Raw genomic sequence first — 19,328 nt, 5'->3', positions numbered from 1 at the left:
TTCGAGCCGGCCGGATTCGGGACGCTCTCTCATATAACAGCCCAAGTTTCGCGCTGCAGCTTCTCGGCGCCGTGGCGGAATTGGAGCGCGCCCTGATCCAGGAGCGCACCAAAGACGATTTGAACGCCGCCAAGAAGCGCGGCCGCGTCGGCGGCAATCCCAAATCGCGCGCCGGCACGCGCTCGTCGCTGGAATTGCTGCTGCGCGCGCTCGACCACGCCGCCCGAGACAAAGTCGGCGCTCACACGGCTGCGCCGTGGCGGGAGCTGTTCGCCCGGCGACGCATGAAGGAAGAGGCCGATCGAAAATAGACGGCTCTATAGGCGGCGCGTTCCTACAACAGCCGCCTCAGCTGTCGACAAGCGGCCGGTTTCCACCCCTGCCGAGCGCAGAAATCAACGGATCTGGACGCCAATCGGCGTCGAGACCCAGCGCCAGTTCACAGCCGAAATCGAATACCCATTCCACCCGCCGGGGGTTGGTCAGAGTGGGGCCGATTATCGATGCGTCGCCGCCCTTGTGGAGGCCGATCCTTATAATATAGTAACCATATCGAAATTATTAATATATAGGTTATCAACGGGCGCGACGGAGCACCAACAATGCATTTTTTGCAGTCCGCCATAGCGCGAGAGTTGTCTTCGACGGTCGCGCTCGGGGCCTTCGCCCTCGGCGTCGCGACCCTCTCCCCGAGCTCAACGTGCGCCCAGGACGCCCACCTGGAAGACGCTCATGTCGGCACTCGCGGCCGCGCTCGATGCCGCTAACGTCGAGTCGATCCCGGAGAACGGCGGCGGGGCGGGTGTGCGGTCGAGGAGGCGAGAGGATGATTGATATGGCGATCAGCGTAGGATTCAGGTCTATCGAAAGCGGGGCTGTCGCCAATGGCGGCGATGACATTGTTCTTCACGCCAAGGCCGATGACGCCGACGCGAACATCTTTCTCCCGGTCGACGAGGCGCCGCGCCTCGCTATCCTTCTCCTGCAATTGTCGCAGATCGCCCGCGACGTGCGCTCTCACAATGGGCCGATCGACATCCCTATCTTAGAGGGAGAGGCGCTCGAGGTCGTTGCGGAACCGACCTCGCATCGGAAAGTCCTTCAAGTCCGTCTCGCGTCGGACTCGGCGGCACAGGGCTCGAATGCAGCGATTCTACGTCTATCCCTGCCGCCAGACGTGCTGATTAGCTTCGCAGAGACAATTCTTCGATCGTTGCAAAAAGAAGAGCCCGTTCTATGAGCGGTGCGCGCTCGTCCGGCTCCACATGGTCGAGGAGACTGTACCGCGTTGCCTCAATTCGGCTCTGTTTCAAGCGGTCGCATCCTCGACGAATCTGGTTCGAGCGCCTGTAACGGCGAAGCTGGAAGAACCGTCGCATCGGCTGGGACTGGTTCGCGGAAGTGACGGCGCGGCCGCCCTCCGGGGGGAACTGGGCCGTGGCAAAGCCGCATGCCCGGATCTGTGAGGGCGAAGCCGAATGGCGGAGCTATTCGACCATGATCTACACCGAGAGTAAAACAGAGCCATATATTGGTCGATAATGCTTCGCGCTCGTCCTCGCCTCGGCTTGCCGAATCGGCGGGAGCCGGAAGCGTCGGGCGTGCATTTTCCCCGGCGACCCGTGTCGCTCGCTTCAACGGAGAGAGTCGATGGCCCGAATATCTCTCGCAGCGCTGGCGAGCATCGTCTTCCTCGCGAGCGCTTCGGCCGAAACTTTGAAGGATACGCTCCCGCATATTTCCGTGACAGGAGAGGCGTCGGAGGATGAGCTTCCCGATAAGGCGACCCTCTTCCTGGATGTCGTGACAGAAAGGCCGACCGCGGTCGAAGCCGTGAACGAGAACGCGCAGAAGACGCAAGCCTTGTTGGACGATCTTGTCCGCCAGGGGGTACAAACCGAGAATTTTAGCGCCGCAGGTTCGACGCTCGTCTCCATCATGTCGGACGACTCCGCCGTGCGTGGCTCGCATGGACGGCGCGTCTCCAGGGGCTTCCGAGCGCGAAACGAGTTGAGCATTCTCGTGAATTCGCTCGACAAGGCCGGGGCGCTCATCCTGCGCGCCATCGACGCCGGCTCCAATGAAGTTCGGGGCGTAGAATTCGTCATCGGCGACGAGACGGCGCGTCTCGAACGACTGCGGATCGCGGCGCTCAAAAATGCGGAACAGCGCGCGAGAAGCTATGTCGAGGCCTTGGGCGCGAAGCTCGGGCGCATCATTGAAATCGATCACGAAAAGGTGATTCCCTCCGACGAGATCCAACGCGAATCGCCGCCTACGGCCACCGTGTCGGCGAACGGCGCGATCAACCTGCCTCTGCGGCCCGGCGCGCGACGGCTCACGGCAAAAGTCTCGGTGACATGGGCGCTTTCGCGTTAGCGTGCTTTGTCTGCGTGTATGATCTAAAGCTCCGAGCTCGAGCTCGGCCTGAAAGTCGAAACGAATGCACGAAACGCCTTTTTCTCCCGCAACCGCGGCGCGACATGGAACGGTCTCCGCGGTTCGGGGAGCGGTGATCGACGTGCGTTTCGAAGAAGGCGAGTTGCCGGAGATCGAGGAAGCGTTGATCGTCGAGAAGAACGGCGGCGGAGAAATCTACGTAGAGGTCCAGGCGCATCTCGACCGCAACAGCATACGGGCCATCGCTTTGCAATCGACCGTCGGATTGTCGCGTGGACGCAGGGTCAGGGCGACCGGCGGCCCGATCGCGATCGCTGTCGGCGACGCGACTCTCGGACGGCTGATCGACGTAACGGGAGGCGTCGGCGACAATGGGCCGCCCCTGCCCGCAGACGCGCCACGCCGGCCGATCCATCGCGCGCCGCCGCCGCTCGCCGAGCGGCCGCGAGGCGCCGAGATTTTCGCGACGGGGATCAAGATCATCGACCTGCTGACCCCCATCGCGCAAGGCGGCAAGGCCGCGATGTTCGGTGGGGCGGGCGTCGGCAAGACCGTGCTCGTGATGGAGCTCATTCACGCAATGGTCTCGGGCTATCGGGGCGTGTCGGTGTTCGCCGGCGTCGGCGAGCGCTCGCGCGAAGGTCATGAGCTGCTGCTCGACATGGGCCACTCGGGCGTCCTCGACCGCACCGTGCTGGTCTACGGCCAGATGAACGAGCCTCCCGGAGCCCGCTGGCGCGTGCCGCTCACCGCTTTGACCATCGCGGAATATTTCCGCGATGAGAAGCGCCAGAACGTGCTGTTGTTGATGGATAATATCTTCCGTTTCGTCCAGGCCGGGGCGGAGGTCTCGGGCCTGCTCGGGCGATTGCCGTCGCGCGTCGGCTATCAGCCGACTCTCGCGAGCGAGGTGGCGGCGCTGCACGAGCGGATCGCCTCTGTCGGCGGCGTCGGAGTAACGGCGATCGAGGCGGTCTATGTCCCTGCGGATGATTTCACCGACCCGGCGGTGACGACGATCGCGACGCATATCGACAGCATGATCGTATTGTCGCGGCAGATGGCGGCGGAGGGCATGTATCCGGCGATCGATCCGATCGCCTCGTCCTCCGTGCTGCTCGACCCGCTGGTCGTCGGCGAGGAGCACGCCAATGTCGCGGAGGAAGTCCGCCGCGTGATCGAGCATTACCTCGAATTGCAGGATGTGATCGCTCTGCTCGGCGTCGAGGAGCTCGGGGCCGAGGACCGCAGGCTCGTCGGGCGCGCGCGCCGGCTGCAGCGCTTCCTTACGCAACCTTTTGCCGTGACCGAGGCCTTCACCGGCGCGCCGGGGCGATCAGTCCCGCTCGCCGACACGCTCGCGGGCTGCCGCGCGATTCTCTCCGGCGCCTGCGACGACTGGCGTGAAAGCTCCTTCTATATGGTCGGAGCGCTCGGAGAGGCGGAGCTGAAGGAAAAGGCCGCGGCTCTCCGGGACGCCGAGACGAAGGGAGGACGGGCATGAGCAGAGTATTACGGCTCACCATCACGACGCCGAACGTCGTCCTCCTCGATGAGACCGGCGTGCGCTCCGTTCGAGCCGAGGACAAGAGCGGCGGATTCGGACTCCTGCCCGGACACGCCGATCTTCTGACAGTGCTGCCGCCGTCGGTCGTGCGCTGGCGAGCCTCCGACGAGACCGAGCGCTATTGCGCGATCCGAGGCGGCGTGATGACCGTCCGAAAAGGAGAGAGCGTGTCGATCGCATGCCGACAAGGCGTTCTGGGCGGCGATTTGCGAAAGCTGGAAGCCGAGGTCGAATCGGCGCGGGCGGCGGAGAAGGACGCGTCGGCGCGCGCTCGCGTCGAGGAGACGCGGCTGCACGCCAGCGCCGTGCGTCAGCTCGTCCGCTATCTGCATCCTTCGAGCGTTTCGGAATTGTTCGGCGACGGAAAGGAAGCGCCATGAGCGAGCCCGGCCCCGAACGAGAGCGCGACCCTATGGCGGAAGCTTCGCGCCTGGCCGCCGAGCGCCGCGAGCTGTTGCGCGAGCAGGCCGAGCCCTCGCTCGGACGACGGCTCGGGCAGATCGGCGCGCTCGGCTGGACTATCGTTCTTCCGGCGCTCGCCGGACTGTTCCTCGGCCGCTGGCTCGACAGGACCTACGCCACGGGCGTGTTCTTCTCGGCTCCCCTCGTCATGATCGGGGCCGGCGCCGGCTTATGGCTCGCCTGGAAATGGATGTCGCGCCAATGACCGCTCCGTCCGCCGCCTCTCTCGTCTTCCAACTCGCGCTCGGCGCGGGGGCGGGCCTCGCCGCGGGCTTCGCCTATTTCATCGCCTTGCGCTGGAACGTCGATCTCTTCGAGCGGGGTGCGACGCCCAAGGCCATACTCCTGCTCATGACGCGCTTCGGCGCCCTCGCCCTGGCGTTGACGGCGCTCGCGAAAATCGGAGCTGTCGCCCTGCTCTCCGGCGCTCTGGGATTGCTCGTCGCGAGGCGCGCCGTTCTGCGTCGATTGGGAGGCCTTTGATGAAATCCTCGCCGCTCGCGCTCGAGCCTGGCTTTCAGCTCGGACCTGCGCCGATCAGCAAGCCCGTCGTCGTCACATGGTTTCTGATGGCAGCGCTCACACTCGCGAGCGTCCTCGTGACGCGGCGACTCTCGCTGCGGCCGGGGACCTGGCAATCCGCGCTCGAGCTCTTTGTCGAGACGCTCGACGGGCAGATAAGGGACACTTTGGGCGCGGATCCGGCGCCCTACCGCGCGCTGCTGGGAACGATCTTCCTATTCGTGCTCATCGCCAATTGGTCGTCGCTCATTCCCGGCGTCGAGCCGCCCACCGCGCGGCTGGAGACGGACGCCGCGCTCGCTCTCATCGTCTTTTGCGCGACCATCTATCACGGCCTGCGTACGCGCGGCCCGCTCGGCTATCTCGCGACTTTCGCCGAGCCGAGCATCGTCATGATCCCGCTCAACCTCGTCGAGCAGATCACGCGGACCTTCTCGCTGATCGTTCGCCTATTCGGGAACATAATGAGCGGCGTGTTCGTCATCGGCGTCGTCCTCTCGCTCGCCGGTCTGCTCGTGCCGATACCGCTGATGGCGCTCGATTTGCTGACCGGCGCGGTCCAGGCGTACATTTTCGCGACGCTCGCCATGGTGTTCATCGCCGCGGCGGTCGAGGAGCGCGACTCTCGAGCGCGCGAAGGTCGATAGCGGAGGAAGTCGCGAAATGGACGATATTCAATATATCAGCGTGATCGCCGCCGCCGTGGCCGTATCCTTCGGCGCGATCGGCCCGGCGCTCGCGGAAGGCAAGGCGGTCGCCGCGGCCATGGATGCGATCGCGCGCCAACCGGAGGCCGCCGGCGTCCTGTCGCGCACATTGTTCGTCGGCCTCGCGATGATCGAGACCATGGCGATCTATTGTCTCGTGATCGCGCTGCTGCTTCTCTTCGCCAATCCTTTCATCAAATAAGGCGCGCGCACGCATGCAGATCGACTGGTGGACATTCGGTTTGCAGACCGTCAATGCGCTCGTGCTGATCTGGCTGCTCTCCCGTTTTCTCTTTCGTCCGATCGCGTCGATCCTCGCCGATCGCAAGGCCGAGGCGCAGCGTCTCCTCGACTCGGCAGCCGCCGCCGAAGCCTCGGCTCGAACATTGGAAGAGAAAGCGCGGGCCGCCGTCGAGGAGATCGAGTCGAAGCGCGCGGGGACGATCCGCGCCGCCACGGAGGAGGCGAAGGCGGCGAGCCGGGAGCTGCTCGACGCCGCCGAGGCCGACGCCGATCGCATGCGGGCCGACATGCGCGCCGAGATCGAGCGCCTCGAAAAATCGGAGCGTCGCGTCGAAGCCGAGCGCGCGAGCCTCCTTTCCGTCGACATCGCCCGGCGCCTGCTCGACAGGCTGCCGCAGGAGTCGCGCGTCGCAGGCTTCGTCGAGGGTCTCGCCGAGGCGATCGCCGCTCTGCCGGAGCCGGAACGCGTGGATTTTCGTCTGCGCGGCGAAGCGACGCTGACCGCGCCGCGCCCGCTGACCGCGGAGGAGGATTCGCTCTGCCGGAGCGCATTTGAGCGCGCTCTCGAGCGCCCGTTGGAATTCACCCTTCGCGTCGATCCGACATTGCTCGCCGGCCTCGAATTGGAGAACAATCACACGAGCATCCGCAACAGCCTGCGCGCCGATCTCGAGCGCATTTCCGCAACCTTGCTGACGGAGCGGGAAAATGCCGGATGACTCGTCGACCTCCAGCGAATGGCTCGAGCGTGGCCGCGCGGCGATCGCCGAGATCGATCTCGGGCCGAAAGTCGAGACTGTCGGTCGCGTCGAGAGCTTCACCGACGGAATCGCCTTCGTCTCCGGCCTGCCGCAGGTCGAGCTCAATGAATTGCTGCGTTTCGAGAGCGGCCAACTAGGCTTTGCGCTCGCACTCGAAGCGGACCGTATCGGCGTCGTGCTTCTCGATTCGGGCGAATCGATCGAGGCCGGCGCGCGCGTCTTCGGCACGGGCGAGGTCGCACGCGCCCCGGTCGGCGATGGGCTTCTCGGCCGCGTCGTCGATCCGCTGGGGCGCCCTCTCGACGGCGGCGAGCCGATCTCCGCCGCCGCGTTTCATCCGGTCGAGCGCGAGGCCCCGAGCATCATCGCGCGCGATCTCGTGACCGAGCCGGTCGAGACCGGCATATTGGTCGTCGACTCGATGTTCGCTCTGGGGCGCGGCCAACGTGAGCTCATCATCGGCGATCGCGCCACCGGCAAGACATCGATCGCCATCGACGCCATCATCAACCAGCGTCATTCGGACCTCGTCTGCGTCTATGTCGCCGTCGGGCAACGGATGACGGCGGTGGAGCGCGCGATCGAAGCGGTGAGGAAGCGAGGCGCACCGGAGCGCACGATCTTCGTCGTCGCCTCGGCCGCCGCGCCTCCCGGCCTGCAATGGATCGCGCCTTTCGCGGGCGTCACCATGGCGGAGTTCTTCCGCGATCGCGGCGGTCACGCGCTCGTCGTCATCGACGATTTGAGCAAGCACGCGGTCACCCATCGCGAGCTCGCTCTGCTGACGCATGAGCCGCCGGGACGGGAAGCCTATCCCGGGGACATCTTCTATGTCCATGCGCGGCTGCTGGAGCGCGCCGCCAAATTGTCGAAGGAGCTCGGCGGCGGCTCACTGACCGCGCTCCCGATCGCCGAAACCGATTCCGGCAATCTCTCGGCCTATATTCCGACCAATCTCATCTCCATCACCGACGGCCAGATCGTGCTCGACCGCCGCTTGTTCGCCGCCAGTCGCCGTCCGGCCGTCGACGTCGGTCTCTCGGTCAGCCGCGTCGGCGGCCGCGCACAGCCGGAGGCGCTGCGAGACGTCTCGGGAAAGTTGCGATTACAATACTCGCAGTTTCTCGAGCTCGAAATGTTCACGCGCTTCGGTGGCATGTCGAACGCGCGGATCGAGCGCGACATGATCCGCGGCGAACGCATTCGCGCGCTACTGACACAGCCGCGTTTCGCGCCTCTGCGCCTCGCCGATCAGGTCGCTCTGCTCGCCGCCTTGGACGCGGGGATTCTCGACTCCCTGCCAGTCGCGGCCATTCCACTGCTGACGGCGAGACTTCCCGCGCATCTCGATTCCGTCGCCGCGCAAAGCGTCGCCGCGCTCGCGCATGGCGCGCCGCTCGATGCGGCGAAGCGCGCAGATCTGGCGGCGAAAGTGCGAGACCTCGCGACAGAGATCGGAGCGCCAACGTCATGACCGAGCGCTCGAGCGACATAAAGTCGCATATTGTCGCGACCCGTCAGCTCGAAAGCGTTGTTACGGCGATGCGCGGCGTGGCCGCGGTTCGAGCGCGCGAGGCCCAATCGCGTCTCGATGGCGTGCGCGCTTATGCGGCGGCCTTGGGCGAAGCGATCGGCGCAGCGCTCGCTTTGATGGCGGAAACGCCACATCTGCGCAACACGGCCAATCATCGGCCCGCTTCCGGCCACATCATCCTGGCCTTTTGCTCGGGACGCGGGTTCGTCGGCGCGTTCAACGAGCGCATTCTCACGGCAGCGACTCGGCTCGCCGCGGGCGCTGGCAAAGAGCGCGCGAGCGTTTTCATCGTCGGAGAGCGTGGCGCGACCCTCGCCCACGAAAGAGGCTTGCGAGTCGACTGGACGCTGCCGATGGCCTCACGCGTCGACGACGCGCCGTCGCTCGCCGAGCGGACCGCCGACGCGCTGTATCGGAGACTCGGCGAACATAGCGCGGATCGCGTGACGCTCATTCACGGAACGCCGAGCGCCGCCAGCGTCGAAATCATCGAGCGATCGCTGATTCCTCTCGATCTCGCCCGCTTTCCACCGGCGCCGCGTCTCGTCCCGCCACTCGTCACCCTACCGCCCGAAGCGCTCATCGACAGTCTGGCGCAAGAATATGTCTTCGCCGAATTATGCGAGGCGGTGGTGCTGTCCTTCGCCGCAGAAAACGAAGCGCGAATGCGCGCGATGATCGAAGCCCGCAACAATGTGCGAAAGACTCTCGAGGAGCTGGAGGCGCGGCATCGCCAAAAGCGGCAGGAGGAAATCACCGAAGAGATCGTCGAGCTCGTAAGGCCCACCTCCGAGGGAGCCCGCGCCAACTTTTTGCGGCGCTACTCTAGGGCCTGTTGGGATTCACCGTGAGCTTATCACGGCGGCGGCGAGATGGATCATGGCGCCGAAGCTCTGATCTGTCTTGTCGGCTCGCATCGCGATGCGTTTGAACTCTTTGAGCTTGCCGAAGAAATTTTCGATCAGATGCCGCCATTTATATATTTCCAGATCGATTTTGCGCGGCTGACTGCGGCGTGGGTGTTGTGAAATCACGACCTTGGCGCCGCGCTCGTCGAGGTCGGCGATGATGGCGTTGCTGTCGAAGGCCTTGTCGGCGATCAGCGCCGCGAAAGACAATCCTTCGATCAACGGCGGCACATCGACAGCGTCGAAACGCTGCCCCGGCATCAGACGAAAGCGCACGAGATTGCCGAGCGCATCGGTGAGCGCCAGAATTTTCGTGGTCATGCCGCCTTTGGATTTGCCTATGGCCTGGCTCGAAGTCCTCCTTTTGCGCCCTGGCCATGGCGGTGGACCTTCACGATCGTCGCATCGACCATAACGTATTCCATGTCGGGCTCATCGGAGACGGCGTCGAACATTCGCTGCCAGACATCAGCCTTCACCCAGTCACGAAAACGCGTGTATGCGGTGCTCCAGTTACCGAAAAGCGCTGGCAGATCGCGCCAGGGGCTTCCTGTGCGAGCGATCCACAACACCGCCTCCACAAAAAGTCGGTTGTCCCTCCCGCTGCGGCCGGGATCGCTGGCCTTGCCGAGGCAAAGCGGCTCCATCTTCGCCCATTGGGCGTCCGTCAATGCGAATCGATCCATCCAAAGCTTGAATCACGCCGAGCTAAAAATGGGAATTCCTGAATCCCAACAGACCCTAATGGACGTGATCGAGAGATCGGGACACGACTATTATTGCATGGCGCATGACTATTCTTCGATCTGTCATCGCTCGAATCTCGTCACTTCCGACGGCCGATATTGCGGTGCGCCGGCCGTCGAGGTCTGCGCGGATTGCCTCACCTTCGATCAGGAGAGCCGTCAATGTGCGCCTCCGCAAGCGCGGCGCGCGGCCTATCACGCTTTCTTCGGCCGGGCGAAGCGAGTTTTCACGCCCTCCGCAGACACGGCCATACGATTGAGTCAGCTCATTCCGGGAGTTGAATTTTTGGTCCGGCCGCATGAAAATGATTTTCCCCCGCCGAAACGCTGTGCGCTCGCGCCGGAGGCGTCTCGCCCCTTGCAAGTCGCGGTGCTTGGCGCGCTCGGCCCGCATAAAGGAAGCGGGGTTCTGCATGCTCTCGCGCTAGACGCGGAAATCCGACGGTTGCCGATCAAATTCACGGTGATCGGCTATACGAACGTCGAGGTAATGATGGAAAGCGTCGGGGTAACGCAGACCGGAGAATATAATGGCGACGAAGCGGCGGTCGAAAAGCTGATCGAGCTGGGTCCACATCTGGCGTTGTTCCCTTCGATCTGGCCGGAAACATTTTGCTATACGCTTTCGCTGGCGTTGCTCGCCGGAGTTCCGCCAATCGTGTTCGATATCGGGGCGCCCGCGGAGCGCTTACGCGCCCTTGGCGTTGGTCATATTCTCGATCTCGCGCTCGTGGACGACCCGCCTCGGGTGAATGATGCTTTGCTGGGATTGGATATCGATCGGCTCTGGGCGAGCGCGCCGACTCTCGCGCCGCACGTCTATCGCTCGCTCTCCGCCGACTATTACGGGCGGCGGAGCGAATTGGTTTCTGAGGATGCATTGAACGGTTCCGGCGTAAATTTTACCTGATGGGCGGCCGGCAACATTTTTGCCGATCTCGGCGAGGAGCAGATTTATCGCATAGGTGTCAAAGGCCCACCCGCGCGGGCCGCCATCGGGAAGCGCCTGTCGCCGCGGAATCGCGCGCGGCGTTGCGCCTCTTCCCCTGGCTCTTCCGCCGCTGGTTACCTGAGCCCGGCTGAGCCGGCGCTCGCTTTCCGCAGCGCCCTGCCCTGCCTCGCCCCGCCTGGGCAGCACGTGGTTCTTGCTGTGCCCCGCGTGATGACGAATCGTCGGGAGAAGTTCGTAGGGCTGCTTCGAGGCTTTGGAGGCGAGCAATCCGCCCGCTAGGAGTCGCCTACAGTCTTTTCGGACGCTCGCTGTGGATCATGAGGATTTGCAGCCTTCGAATTTTCTCGACGAACTCGCCGTCCCTGGCTACCGTCCCCTGCCCACGTTGGGCGTTGCGTCTCGCGCGCACCCGCTGGGCCTTCGGTAAGCTCGAGTGAGAGCGCGCCATGTGCGGAGATGCTCGCGCCGCAATCGGAAGTGGGGCAAATCGAGGCTCTTAGGCCGAGGGCGCGTAGAGCCTCGATATGAGATGCCGGCCCCCTGCCGCGGCGACAATAAAGAGCTCTCCGGTCGCGGAGTCGTTTCGGAAAGCCGCCGCTGTCTTGCCTCGCGGCGTGAACGATCGCCTCGGTCGCGGTGGAAGCTCATTGGCGGCGACGCGATGTCGATCAAAGTCGATTGCCGTGGTTCCGAGCTCGGAACTCTTGTTTGGAGCAGATGCGCTTCAAAGGCGGGGCGAGCGAACATGCTGACCGGGTCATTCAGAACGGCAGGGCGGCGAGGAGAAGGGTTCCGAGCTCGGAACTTTTGGCCTCACGCGGCGCGATTTGGAATCGTCCAGCCGACGATTCGATCGCCTGCCGCGACATGCCCGTAATAGATGAACATTGAATCCGATCAACGATTCGTTAACGAAAAATGGCGCCGCACCAGGCTTGCTGTTTAATGCGAATCGGCGGATGTTCGCTACGATCAAATCCGATGGACATGGAAAAATCGTAGCTAGCATGAGCCTGCCCACCCCACACATTACGCTCGCTGACGAAGGCGACACCCTCATGGTGGAGCTCGGGGAGATTTTGTCGAATAATCTCCAGGAGCTGAGGAGCAAGCTTTTCCCTCCGAATTCACAAAAGGGGCTTCGATCCTTCAGTTGCGCGGAAGCGGCAAAGCTCATCGGCGTGAGCGATGCCTATCTTCGCCAAATATCTTTGGACGGTAAGGGCCCGGAGCTGGAAACGACTCCGACTGGCCGCCGCCTCTACACGCTTCGACAGATCAATGAAATTCGGGAGCTTCTGGACGTCGGGGGTGGCGCGCGGCGCTACGTCAAACGCCGACGCGACGGCGAAAAGCTGCAAGTGATCGCCGTCTCCGGGTTTAAGGGCGGGATCGGAAAAACCATCCATAGCGCCCATTTGGCCCAATACCTCGCTCTTCAAGGATATCGCGTTCTAGCAATCGATCTCGATCCGCAAGGCAGTCTCAGCACCATGTTCGGATATCACACCGAAACCGAGGTGCAGCCGAATGAATCGCTATATGGGGCGCTTCGTTATGATGGTGAGCGCGTCCAAATCGAAGAGGTCATACGCGAATCGTATTTCGATGGAGTGTTCTTCGTCCCTTCATCGATCCATTTGATGGAGTTCGAACACGCCACTGCGGTTAATCGAGGGGTCAAGGGCAAGACGCCATTCTACAAAGCTCTCAGAGTGATGCTCGACCGGGTGGAAGAGAATTTCGACTTTGTGATCTTCGATTGCCCGCCGCAGCTCGGCTACCTCACGCTCTCTGCGTTATGTGCGGCGACGACCGTCGTCATTCCCTGTCATCCGCAGATGTTGGATGTCTCATCGACTTCCCAATATCTGCTGATGGCAGGGGATCTTTTGGCTGTGTTCCGGGATTTCGGGCTCGTTTTGAAATATGACACCTTTCGTTTTCTCGTGACGCGTTTCGAGCCCACGGATTTGCCGCAACAGCAAATGGACACTCTGATGCGCCGACTCTGCGGGGAGCATGTCCTGAAGAATGCAATGCTAAAAACAACGGCGATCTCCGACTCGTCTTTGTCGAAGCAGACTCTCTATGAAGTGGAGCGCACGAGTTTCAGTCGGAGCACATATGATCGAGCGATTGCAGCAATGAACGCCGTAAACTCTGAAATCGAGGAGCTTCTCCTCGCTGTATGGGGACGCAAGGCATGAGCAGGCGGGACACGTTGAAAAGCTTGCTGGCGGGAGGCCCTGACGCGGGCGTCGCTGATGACAGTTCGATTCCATCGACGCCGGCGCACTCTGGTCGCCCGCGAGGAGCGAATTTGAGGGTCAAGACCGGTCCCATTCTGCATCTTGCGTCGGATCTTCGGGCCGAGAGTGGCGACCCTGTGATCGAGGTCGATCCGACTTTGATCGATTCGTCATTCATCAAAGATCGAATTGACGGCTTCGACAGCGAGCATAGCGAGCTCGTGGAGTCGATACGTGATCACGGACAGCAAGTTCCCGTGCTTTTGCGTCCGCACCCCGATAATAGCGCTCGATATCAAGTGGTGTATGGCCATCGTCGGGTGCGGGCATGTCAGTCATTGGGGCGCGCGGTTCGCGCAGTCGTGAAGACGCTGACGGATGCGCAGTTGGTGGTTGCCCAAGGACAAGAAAATTCCGCGAGAAAGGCCCTGAGTTACATTGAGCGCGCGTATTTCGCGATACGGCTCAGCGACAGTGGGTTTGAACGCGACGTGATCATGGCCGCGCTGAGCCTGTCGAAATCGCACTTGTCGACGCTTATTTCGGTCGCTCGACGAATTCCCGCCACCATTATTCAGGCCATTGGCCCAGCTCCAAAGACAGGCGAGCCGAGATGGGTGGCGCTTGCAGATCGACTTGAAATGCGTGGAGCGGAGGTCGCCGCTGTGTTTATCGGAACGGAAGCGTTCGGCCGCGGCGATAGCGACGAGCGCTTTCTCACCCTGTTCAACGCGTTGCAGCCTCAAATCGAAAGGCCCACACACGAGTCGAAGTCATGGTCGATGGATGGCGGCCGACCTATCGCGACGTTCCGCGAGAAGGGGAAGAAGGCTTCGTTGATCGTCGATCAAAAGGAGGCGCCGGAGTTCGGGCGCTTTCTTTTCGCGCAGCTTCCCGAGCTCTACAGGGATTTCCTAAGAGCCAAGGAGGCTTCTGCCGAGACGTCGGCGAAATGAAATTATGCCCATGCTTGCGTTTTTTGTGAGAGCGTCACCAACCTCACCGAGGAGATAGTCGCAAAAGAAAGAGGCCCCCGATCGTTGCCGAACGGAAGCCCCTGTGTGTCTTAAGCAACCACAAGGTCTCACTTCCGCGAATCACTGTCAAGAGTCGGCGCCGTTTTGGTGAGCGGATTTCTTTTGCCTGAACGAGGCAAAGGATCATGCAGACACGTCCAACGACGCCCTTCGGGCGGCGGCCGTTGTCGCTCGCCATGCTGGCGAGCCAGACCGCGACCGAGAGTTTCGCCGCCAAGCCGGGCGCATCCGAGACCGTCGTCCATAAATGGCGATTGTTTCGGGCGCTCACCGAAGCCAAAGAGCCCCTCGGCGTCACCGAGCGCGCGCTATCCGTTTTGCACGCGCTGCTGAGCTTCCATCAGGAGACAGCGCTCACTTTGCCGGCGAATGATTCGACGTCGGCGGAAACGCGTTCTGCTGGCGGCGGCATCGTCGTGTTTCCCTCGAACAAGGAGCTATCGATCCGCGCCCATGGCATGGCGCCGGCGACTTTGCGCCGACATCTCGCTTGCCTCGTCGACGCTGGCTTGATCATCCGCCGCGATTCTCCGAACGGCAAACGCTTCGCCCGGAAAGGGCAGGGGGGAGCCATAGAGGAGGCTTTCGGCTTCGATCTCGCGCCGCTCGTGGCGCGCGCCATCGAAATCGAGAATCTCGCCGAGGAGGTGCGGGCCGAGAACCGCGCGATCGCTCTGCTGCGCGAGAAGATCACGCTCACCCGCCGCGACATCGTCAAGATGATCGAGACCGGTGTGGAAGAGGCCGTTTCCGGCGACTGGGAGAGCTTTCACCTGCGCTACGCGGAACTCTCCGGCCGCTACGCGCGCCGACTTTCCCGCCGTGATCTGGAGGCTTTGGCCGGCGAGCTGGCCGCGCTGGCGGCCGAAATTCACAAGCTGTTGGAGGCGCACATAAAAGCTCGAAATATAAGCGGCAATGAGTCTCAAGCTGAGCGTCACATACAGAATCAAACCACAAATATTTCTGATCTTGAACCTGACCTTCGAAAAGGCAGGGCCGATCCGTCCGAGCCAAATCTCGAAGCGACGAGCGCTCCGATCGAAAGGAGCGCCGAACCAACGCTGCGGAATTCTCGCAGCGTCGATCCCAAACCTCTGATGCGCGCCTATCCGTTGGGGATGGTGCTGGAGGCCTGTCCCGACATCGTCGATTACGGTAGGGGCGGCGAAATTTCCTCTTGGCGTGATCTGGCGGGCGCCGCGGCGACGGTGCGCTCGGCGCTGGGCGTGTCTCCGGACGCCTGGACGCAGGCCCTGGACGTTTTGGGCGAGCATGACGCCGCGATCGTCATCGCGGCGATCCTGCAACGCGGCGAGGTAATCAAGAGCGCCGGGGGCTATCTCCGCGTCTTGACCGAAAAGGCCAGGGCAGGGGAGTTCTCGCTGGGGCCGGTGCTGATGGCGCTGTTGCGCGGCAAGGCCGCAAAGGCGTCACGAGAACGCAAGAGGACGGGGTGACGCGGGACGAGTTTTCGGACGAGCCTCCGCAATGCGCTCGATCACGATGTTTCGGCGTCGATCAACCGGGAGCTTTTCCGCGCGGTCGAGCAGGCTTTTGACGGAAGAGCGACCAGCGGGATCGCCTGATGTCGAATTGCGGCCGCCCCGCGCCCAAATGGCTCAATTCTTGCCTGTTAATTCACAATAGGAGCCGGGCGTCGCGCTCGACGCTTCAAAAACGCGTAGCCTCGCCGTCGAACAGCGGAACATGTCAGGCGCATCGTCAGATTCGGCCAAGGAGCCCAATGACCAGATCGAGCCCGTCATCGCCAGCGACGGGTCTGCGGTCACGAGTGCGCTCGATTTTTCAGGTTCGTCGCTCGGCTTTCCGGAGAATTCCGCGGGATCGGCGGAGCCGCTCGATGCGCCATTTCGCACGCGGGAATCGGCGCTGGAGGTCGCCGACCTCTCCGACGCGCTCTGCGCCAAAATCGCGCCCGTTTCTTTTGGCGATCGCGTCTTCTTGTTTCAGTCAGAGGCCGAGGCTTGGCGCTATGCAGTCGAGACGATCCGGCGTCACCATCGGATCGTCGGCCGCCCAAAGCGGCGCCGGCTCATCGTCTGCGCCGGAGCTTCGGATGGAGCGGGAGGCTTGCCGCCTGGCTTGGAAGGCGATGGCGACGTCATGCTGCTCCAAACCGACGATCCGGGCGCATTGGCCACGGAAATCGACAATCGGACCGCTGGAATTCTGATCGCTCCGGTAAGGACGAAAACCGGTTTCGAAATTGTCCCGGGAGGGTTGCTCGCTCGACTGCGCGAGACCGCGGACGAATATGGACTCGTCCTCGCTTACGACGAAAGCTCTTGTGGCCTCGGTCGCTCGGGTATGCTGTGGGCGCATGAATGGACGGGCGTGACCCCGGATGTGATGGTCGTCCTTCACCGGCATGGAAACGCCCCGCCGCTGGCCGCGCTGGTCGTCATGCAAAGGTTGGCGCGTGGGGCGCCGGGCCGCCCGCGCCTCGTCGATCGGGCGGCGCTTCTGACTGGGCACGCCCTCGTGGATGCGCTGACGGCTCCCGGCTTTCTGGAGCGCGTGCAGAATCGAGGCTGGCGTCTCGAAGACCGGCTCGTAGAGTTGTTCTATAAGCGCCGTGGAGCGTTCACGGCGCTGGGCGGCATTGGCCTGATACAGGGCCTGCAATGCTCCGGCGAGGCGGAGCCGATGCGCGCCATGCTGGCCGAACGCGGGCTCCTCACCCGCGCCATGGGATCGTTCCTCGGCCTATTTCCGCGGCTCACGGTCGAGGAAAGCGAAATCGACGCGGCGGTATCCATCATCGATGCGGTTTGCGCGCGGGAAATGCAATGAGAGCCGCGAGGCGTTCGTCGGCGCGCAAAGCCGACGGACGCCGATTTCTGCTTCGCCCTATATCCCGGGGCGAGCAAAGTCGGCGGAGCGACGCCTGATCGGGGTGACGGCGAGAATCGAGCGGCGGACGCCCGCCGGCGGCGTCTCGGTCGATGGCCGAGACTATCGGGAATGCGCTGCGGCTGGCGCCGACCGCGACCGGCTCATCGGGCCGATGATGGGGAAAGCGCTCGAATAGGTCCGAGCAGGGCGCGTAATCCGAGCCGGGCGGCCAATTTCACGAATGTCCCCGAAAAGCTTCGACGCGCCAGCGGCGCGTGGCCTGGCCGGTTGCCGGGAAGTCTGCCGATCGAGCCGGAGGGCCGGACGAAAAAACGACAGCTGGGAACGCTGTCCGCTCATTGAATCGGAGTGACGCGCCCGGAAAACCGGGGCCGTCGACTCATGTCCGATAAGCGCACATTATCGGACATCGAACGCGCCAGACGGGCGCGGCGCATGCCCCCCCGAAACAAGGTGACAAACCGCCGCTATCGGTTACGATTCCGCCATGCGCCGATTCGACCCAGAAGGCCCGCTCGCCACCGCGCCGCCGACCACCCGTCGACGCGCGGCTCGCGTCGACGCCGCGCCGCCGTCCAATGCGCTGATCTTCAACGCGTATCCGTCATGGGCGCGACTGCCGACGCTGGCTGACGCGGCTTTCTCCGCCGGCGCTGGGCTGGCGCTATTCGACCAGATCGTCCGCGCCGAGCCTCCTTTCGCCGGCGCGTTGGGCCAGCGCCTGGCGTTGCGCGCTGCCGCGGCCGCGGCAATGGCGCTGCGCTTGCGCGAGGACGAAGCCGCTTTGCGCGACGCGGAGCATCTGGCCTCTGGCGGCGGGCAGACGAGCCCCGCCGGCCGCCTTCACCGGCTGTGGCGCGCCTTTGCCGATCGCCCGGCGAAGCTGGACGCCGCCGCCCTTTGCGCGGCCGCCGAATGCATCGAGCTGCCGCGCGATCTGGATTGGGCGACGCTGGCCGCGAAGGTGAGCGCCGCGGCGGCCGGATGCGATCAGCCGCTCGCCGCGGCGGCGGCGGCCGGCGCAGTCCTGACGCGGGCGCTGCCCGCGGCCGCGGGCGCCGAGGCGGAGCTGCTGGCCTGGTGGGCGGCCGATGTCGCGCTCGCCGAACGTTTGGCGTGGGAGCGGCCGGTCGCGCTCGTCGCCACGACGATGCTGCGCCCGGCGCTGCGCGCCGCGCCCAACGGCCGGCGGCTGCGGCCGAGCGATCCGCAGTGGCCGGACGCCGTCGCCCTCGCCGTCGCGCTGGCGACGAGCGAGGCGCTGGCGCTCGCCGGCGAGCTGGCGCGGCGCGCGGACCGGCTGCTCGCGGTCGCGCCGAAGCTGCGCGCCAAGGGCGCGGGCCGCGTCGTCGAGATGCTGCTCGCCGACGATGCGGTGTCGCCGGCGCGCGCGGCGCGGATGGCGGGACTCTCCGATCGCGCCGCGCGCCGGCTGTTCGATCGGCTGGTCGCGCTCGGCGCCGTGCGCGAATTGTCGGGCCGCCCGAATTTTCGTCTCTACGGCCTCTAGAGGCTTTTGTTTTGACACATTGCCAACGCCGAACCGGGTCCACTTCGGCTGGAAACGCCAGGAAGCGCCGATGAGTCGACCCCGGAAAGCCGATCCAGAGGCCTCCTTCGACGCGAAGCTCGCCGATTTGCCCGCGCCCATGCGCTGGCGCGAGTGGATGGGCCGTGTCGAGGCGGTGATTTTTTCCGCGCGCGATCCGGTGCCGCGCGAGACGCTGGCGCGACTGGTCGGACCGCAATGCAATCTCGACGATCTCATCGACGACATTGTCGACGAGCTGCGCGGGCGCCCCTACGACCTCGTCTTCGTCGCCGGCGGCTGGCAATTTCGCACGCGCCCGCATTTCGCCGGCGCGATCCGCGCGGCGCGCGTGGCCGCGTTGCGCGACGCCGGCGCGCCCGAGCTGACGCCGACCGAATTGCTGGCGCTGACCGCCATCGCCTATCTGCAGCCGGCGACGCGGGCGGAGCTTTCGCGCCTCGCCGGCAAGGAGATCAGCCGCGACGTGATCGGCCGGCTGAAGCGTCTCGATCTCATCGACGGAGCCCTGCGCGCGCCCGAGCCCGGCGCGCCCTTCGCCTATGTGACGACGCGGACCTTCCTACAGGCGTTCGGTCTCGCCAGCCTGCGCGATCTGCCCGATCTCGAGCGGCTGGAGGACGAGGGATTGTTGCAGCCGCCCAAATCGGTCGCTGATCTCGACAGCGTTTTGGCGGTGGGAGAAGAAGACCCGGAGTTCCCGGACGAATCGGGGGACGACGATTGGGAGGGCGCCGGCCGCGAACCGGCAAAATAGAGCGTCGGGGTCGCCACGGCGCAGGCCTGCTCCCGCGTCCGAGCTGCGTCC

The 19,328-nt window shown here is 64.0% G+C and carries 19 protein-coding genes and 2 pseudogenes; 19 read left to right on the top strand and 2 right to left on the bottom strand.

Features of this window, described 5'->3' with window-relative positions; translation table 11 throughout:
* Positions 1-47: 47 nt before the first annotated feature.
* From AC6IY7_RS19275 to AC6IY7_RS19220, 12 genes and pseudogenes are all read left to right on the top strand, one after another.
* Positions 48-171 (top strand): annotated as a pseudogene (locus AC6IY7_RS19275) (recombinase family protein); the annotation flags it as partial.
* A 655-nt stretch (positions 172-826) separates the two neighbouring features.
* Positions 827-1,240, top strand: a complete 414-nt coding sequence (locus AC6IY7_RS19270; protein WP_497782918.1) for a hypothetical protein — start codon at positions 827-829, stop codon at positions 1,238-1,240.
* 410 nt (positions 1,241-1,650) lie between these two features.
* Positions 1,651-2,379, top strand: a complete 729-nt coding sequence (locus tag AC6IY7_RS19265) for an SIMPL domain-containing protein (RefSeq protein ID WP_497782917.1) — start codon at positions 1,651-1,653, stop codon at positions 2,377-2,379.
* A gap of 64 nt (positions 2,380-2,443) precedes the next feature.
* A complete protein-coding gene (atpD, locus tag AC6IY7_RS19260; RefSeq protein ID WP_497782916.1) occupies positions 2,444-3,904 on the top strand; it encodes a F0F1 ATP synthase subunit beta in 1,461 nt (486 codons plus the stop codon).
* Positions 3,901-4,263 (top strand): annotated as a pseudogene (locus AC6IY7_RS19255) (F0F1 ATP synthase subunit epsilon); the annotation flags it as partial. The gene atpD and the pseudogene AC6IY7_RS19255, both read left to right, overlap by 4 nt.
* A complete protein-coding gene (locus AC6IY7_RS19250) occupies positions 4,200-4,634 on the top strand; it encodes an AtpZ/AtpI family protein (protein ID WP_497782992.1) in 435 nt (144 codons plus the stop codon). The pseudogene AC6IY7_RS19255 and the gene AC6IY7_RS19250, both read left to right, overlap by 64 nt.
* On the top strand, positions 4,631-4,912 hold the full coding sequence (locus AC6IY7_RS19245; protein WP_497782915.1) for an N-ATPase subunit AtpR: 282 nt from the start codon (positions 4,631-4,633) through the stop codon (positions 4,910-4,912). The genes AC6IY7_RS19250 and AC6IY7_RS19245 overlap by 4 nt, the downstream gene beginning before the upstream one ends.
* Complete coding sequence (locus AC6IY7_RS19240; RefSeq protein WP_497782914.1) at positions 4,912-5,598, top strand: F0F1 ATP synthase subunit A; 687 nt, start codon at positions 4,912-4,914, stop codon at positions 5,596-5,598. Before AC6IY7_RS19245 ends, AC6IY7_RS19240 begins: the two co-directional genes overlap by 1 nt.
* A gap of 16 nt (positions 5,599-5,614) precedes the next feature.
* Positions 5,615-5,860 carry a F0F1 ATP synthase subunit C gene (locus AC6IY7_RS19235; protein WP_026191715.1) on the top strand — a complete coding sequence of 82 codons (246 nt, stop codon included), beginning with the start codon at positions 5,615-5,617 and terminating at the stop codon, positions 5,858-5,860.
* 13 nt (positions 5,861-5,873) lie between these two features.
* Positions 5,874-6,620 carry a F0F1 ATP synthase subunit delta gene (locus tag AC6IY7_RS19230; protein ID WP_497782913.1) on the top strand — a complete coding sequence of 249 codons (747 nt, stop codon included), beginning with the start codon at positions 5,874-5,876 and terminating at the stop codon, positions 6,618-6,620.
* Positions 6,610-8,136, top strand: coding sequence for a F0F1 ATP synthase subunit alpha (locus AC6IY7_RS19225; protein ID WP_497782912.1), 1,527 nt, complete (start codon positions 6,610-6,612; stop codon positions 8,134-8,136). Before AC6IY7_RS19230 ends, AC6IY7_RS19225 begins: the two co-directional genes overlap by 11 nt.
* Positions 8,133-9,047, top strand: a complete 915-nt coding sequence (locus AC6IY7_RS19220) for a F0F1 ATP synthase subunit gamma (protein ID WP_497782911.1) — start codon at positions 8,133-8,135, stop codon at positions 9,045-9,047. The genes AC6IY7_RS19225 and AC6IY7_RS19220 overlap by 4 nt, the downstream gene beginning before the upstream one ends.
* Here AC6IY7_RS19220 and AC6IY7_RS19215 read toward each other — a convergent pair.
* Positions 9,039-9,790 (bottom strand): IS5 family transposase gene (locus AC6IY7_RS19215; protein WP_497782910.1). Its coding sequence is split into 2 segments (ribosomal slippage): positions 9,039-9,460 and positions 9,460-9,790, totalling 753 coding nucleotides; the frame shifts between segments, so codons are not numbered across the junction. The two genes, AC6IY7_RS19220 and AC6IY7_RS19215, sit on opposite strands and share 9 nt — an antisense overlap.
* A gap of 28 nt (positions 9,791-9,818) precedes the next feature.
* On the opposite strand from AC6IY7_RS19215, the gene AC6IY7_RS19210 reads away from it, so the two are divergent.
* The 4 genes from AC6IY7_RS19210 to repC all read left to right on the top strand — a co-directional run bounded on the left by AC6IY7_RS19210 (position 9,819) and on the right by repC (position 15,551).
* A complete protein-coding gene (locus tag AC6IY7_RS19210) occupies positions 9,819-10,760 on the top strand; it encodes a glycosyltransferase family protein (protein WP_497782909.1) in 942 nt (313 codons plus the stop codon).
* Positions 10,761-11,761: 1,001 nt separating this feature from the next.
* Positions 11,762-13,012 carry a plasmid partitioning protein RepA gene (gene repA, locus AC6IY7_RS19205; RefSeq protein WP_497782991.1) on the top strand — a complete coding sequence of 417 codons (1,251 nt, stop codon included), beginning with the start codon at positions 11,762-11,764 and terminating at the stop codon, positions 13,010-13,012.
* A gap of 113 nt (positions 13,013-13,125) precedes the next feature.
* Entirely contained in the window at positions 13,126-14,010 is an 885-nt protein-coding gene (gene repB, locus AC6IY7_RS19200; RefSeq protein WP_497782908.1) for a plasmid partitioning protein RepB, read from the top strand.
* Between the two features lie 206 nt (positions 14,011-14,216).
* On the top strand, positions 14,217-15,551 hold the full coding sequence (gene repC / locus AC6IY7_RS19195; RefSeq protein ID WP_497782907.1) for a plasmid replication protein RepC: 1,335 nt from the start codon (positions 14,217-14,219) through the stop codon (positions 15,549-15,551).
* A 162-nt stretch (positions 15,552-15,713) separates the two neighbouring features.
* On the opposite strand, the gene AC6IY7_RS19190 is transcribed toward repC, so the two are convergent.
* A complete protein-coding gene (locus AC6IY7_RS19190) occupies positions 15,714-16,022 on the bottom strand; it encodes a hypothetical protein (protein ID WP_497782906.1) in 309 nt (102 codons plus the stop codon).
* Positions 16,023-16,218: 196 nt separating this feature from the next.
* On the opposite strand from AC6IY7_RS19190, the gene AC6IY7_RS19185 reads away from it, so the two are divergent.
* From AC6IY7_RS19185 to scpB, 3 genes are all read left to right on the top strand, one after another.
* Positions 16,219-16,908, top strand: coding sequence for an aminotransferase class III-fold pyridoxal phosphate-dependent enzyme (locus tag AC6IY7_RS19185; protein WP_497782905.1), 690 nt, complete (start codon positions 16,219-16,221; stop codon positions 16,906-16,908).
* Between the two features lie 550 nt (positions 16,909-17,458).
* Entirely contained in the window at positions 17,459-18,481 is a 1,023-nt protein-coding gene (locus tag AC6IY7_RS19180) for a DUF1403 family protein (protein WP_497782904.1), read from the top strand.
* Positions 18,482-18,551: 70 nt separating this feature from the next.
* Entirely contained in the window at positions 18,552-19,277 is a 726-nt protein-coding gene (gene scpB, locus AC6IY7_RS19175; RefSeq protein WP_497782903.1) for an SMC-Scp complex subunit ScpB, read from the top strand.
* The last annotated feature ends 51 nt before the right edge of the window (positions 19,278-19,328 follow it).

It is taken from the genome of Methylosinus sp. is20ea (assembly GCF_059718135.1).
This window is presented reverse-complemented; position numbering and strand designations above follow the sequence as displayed.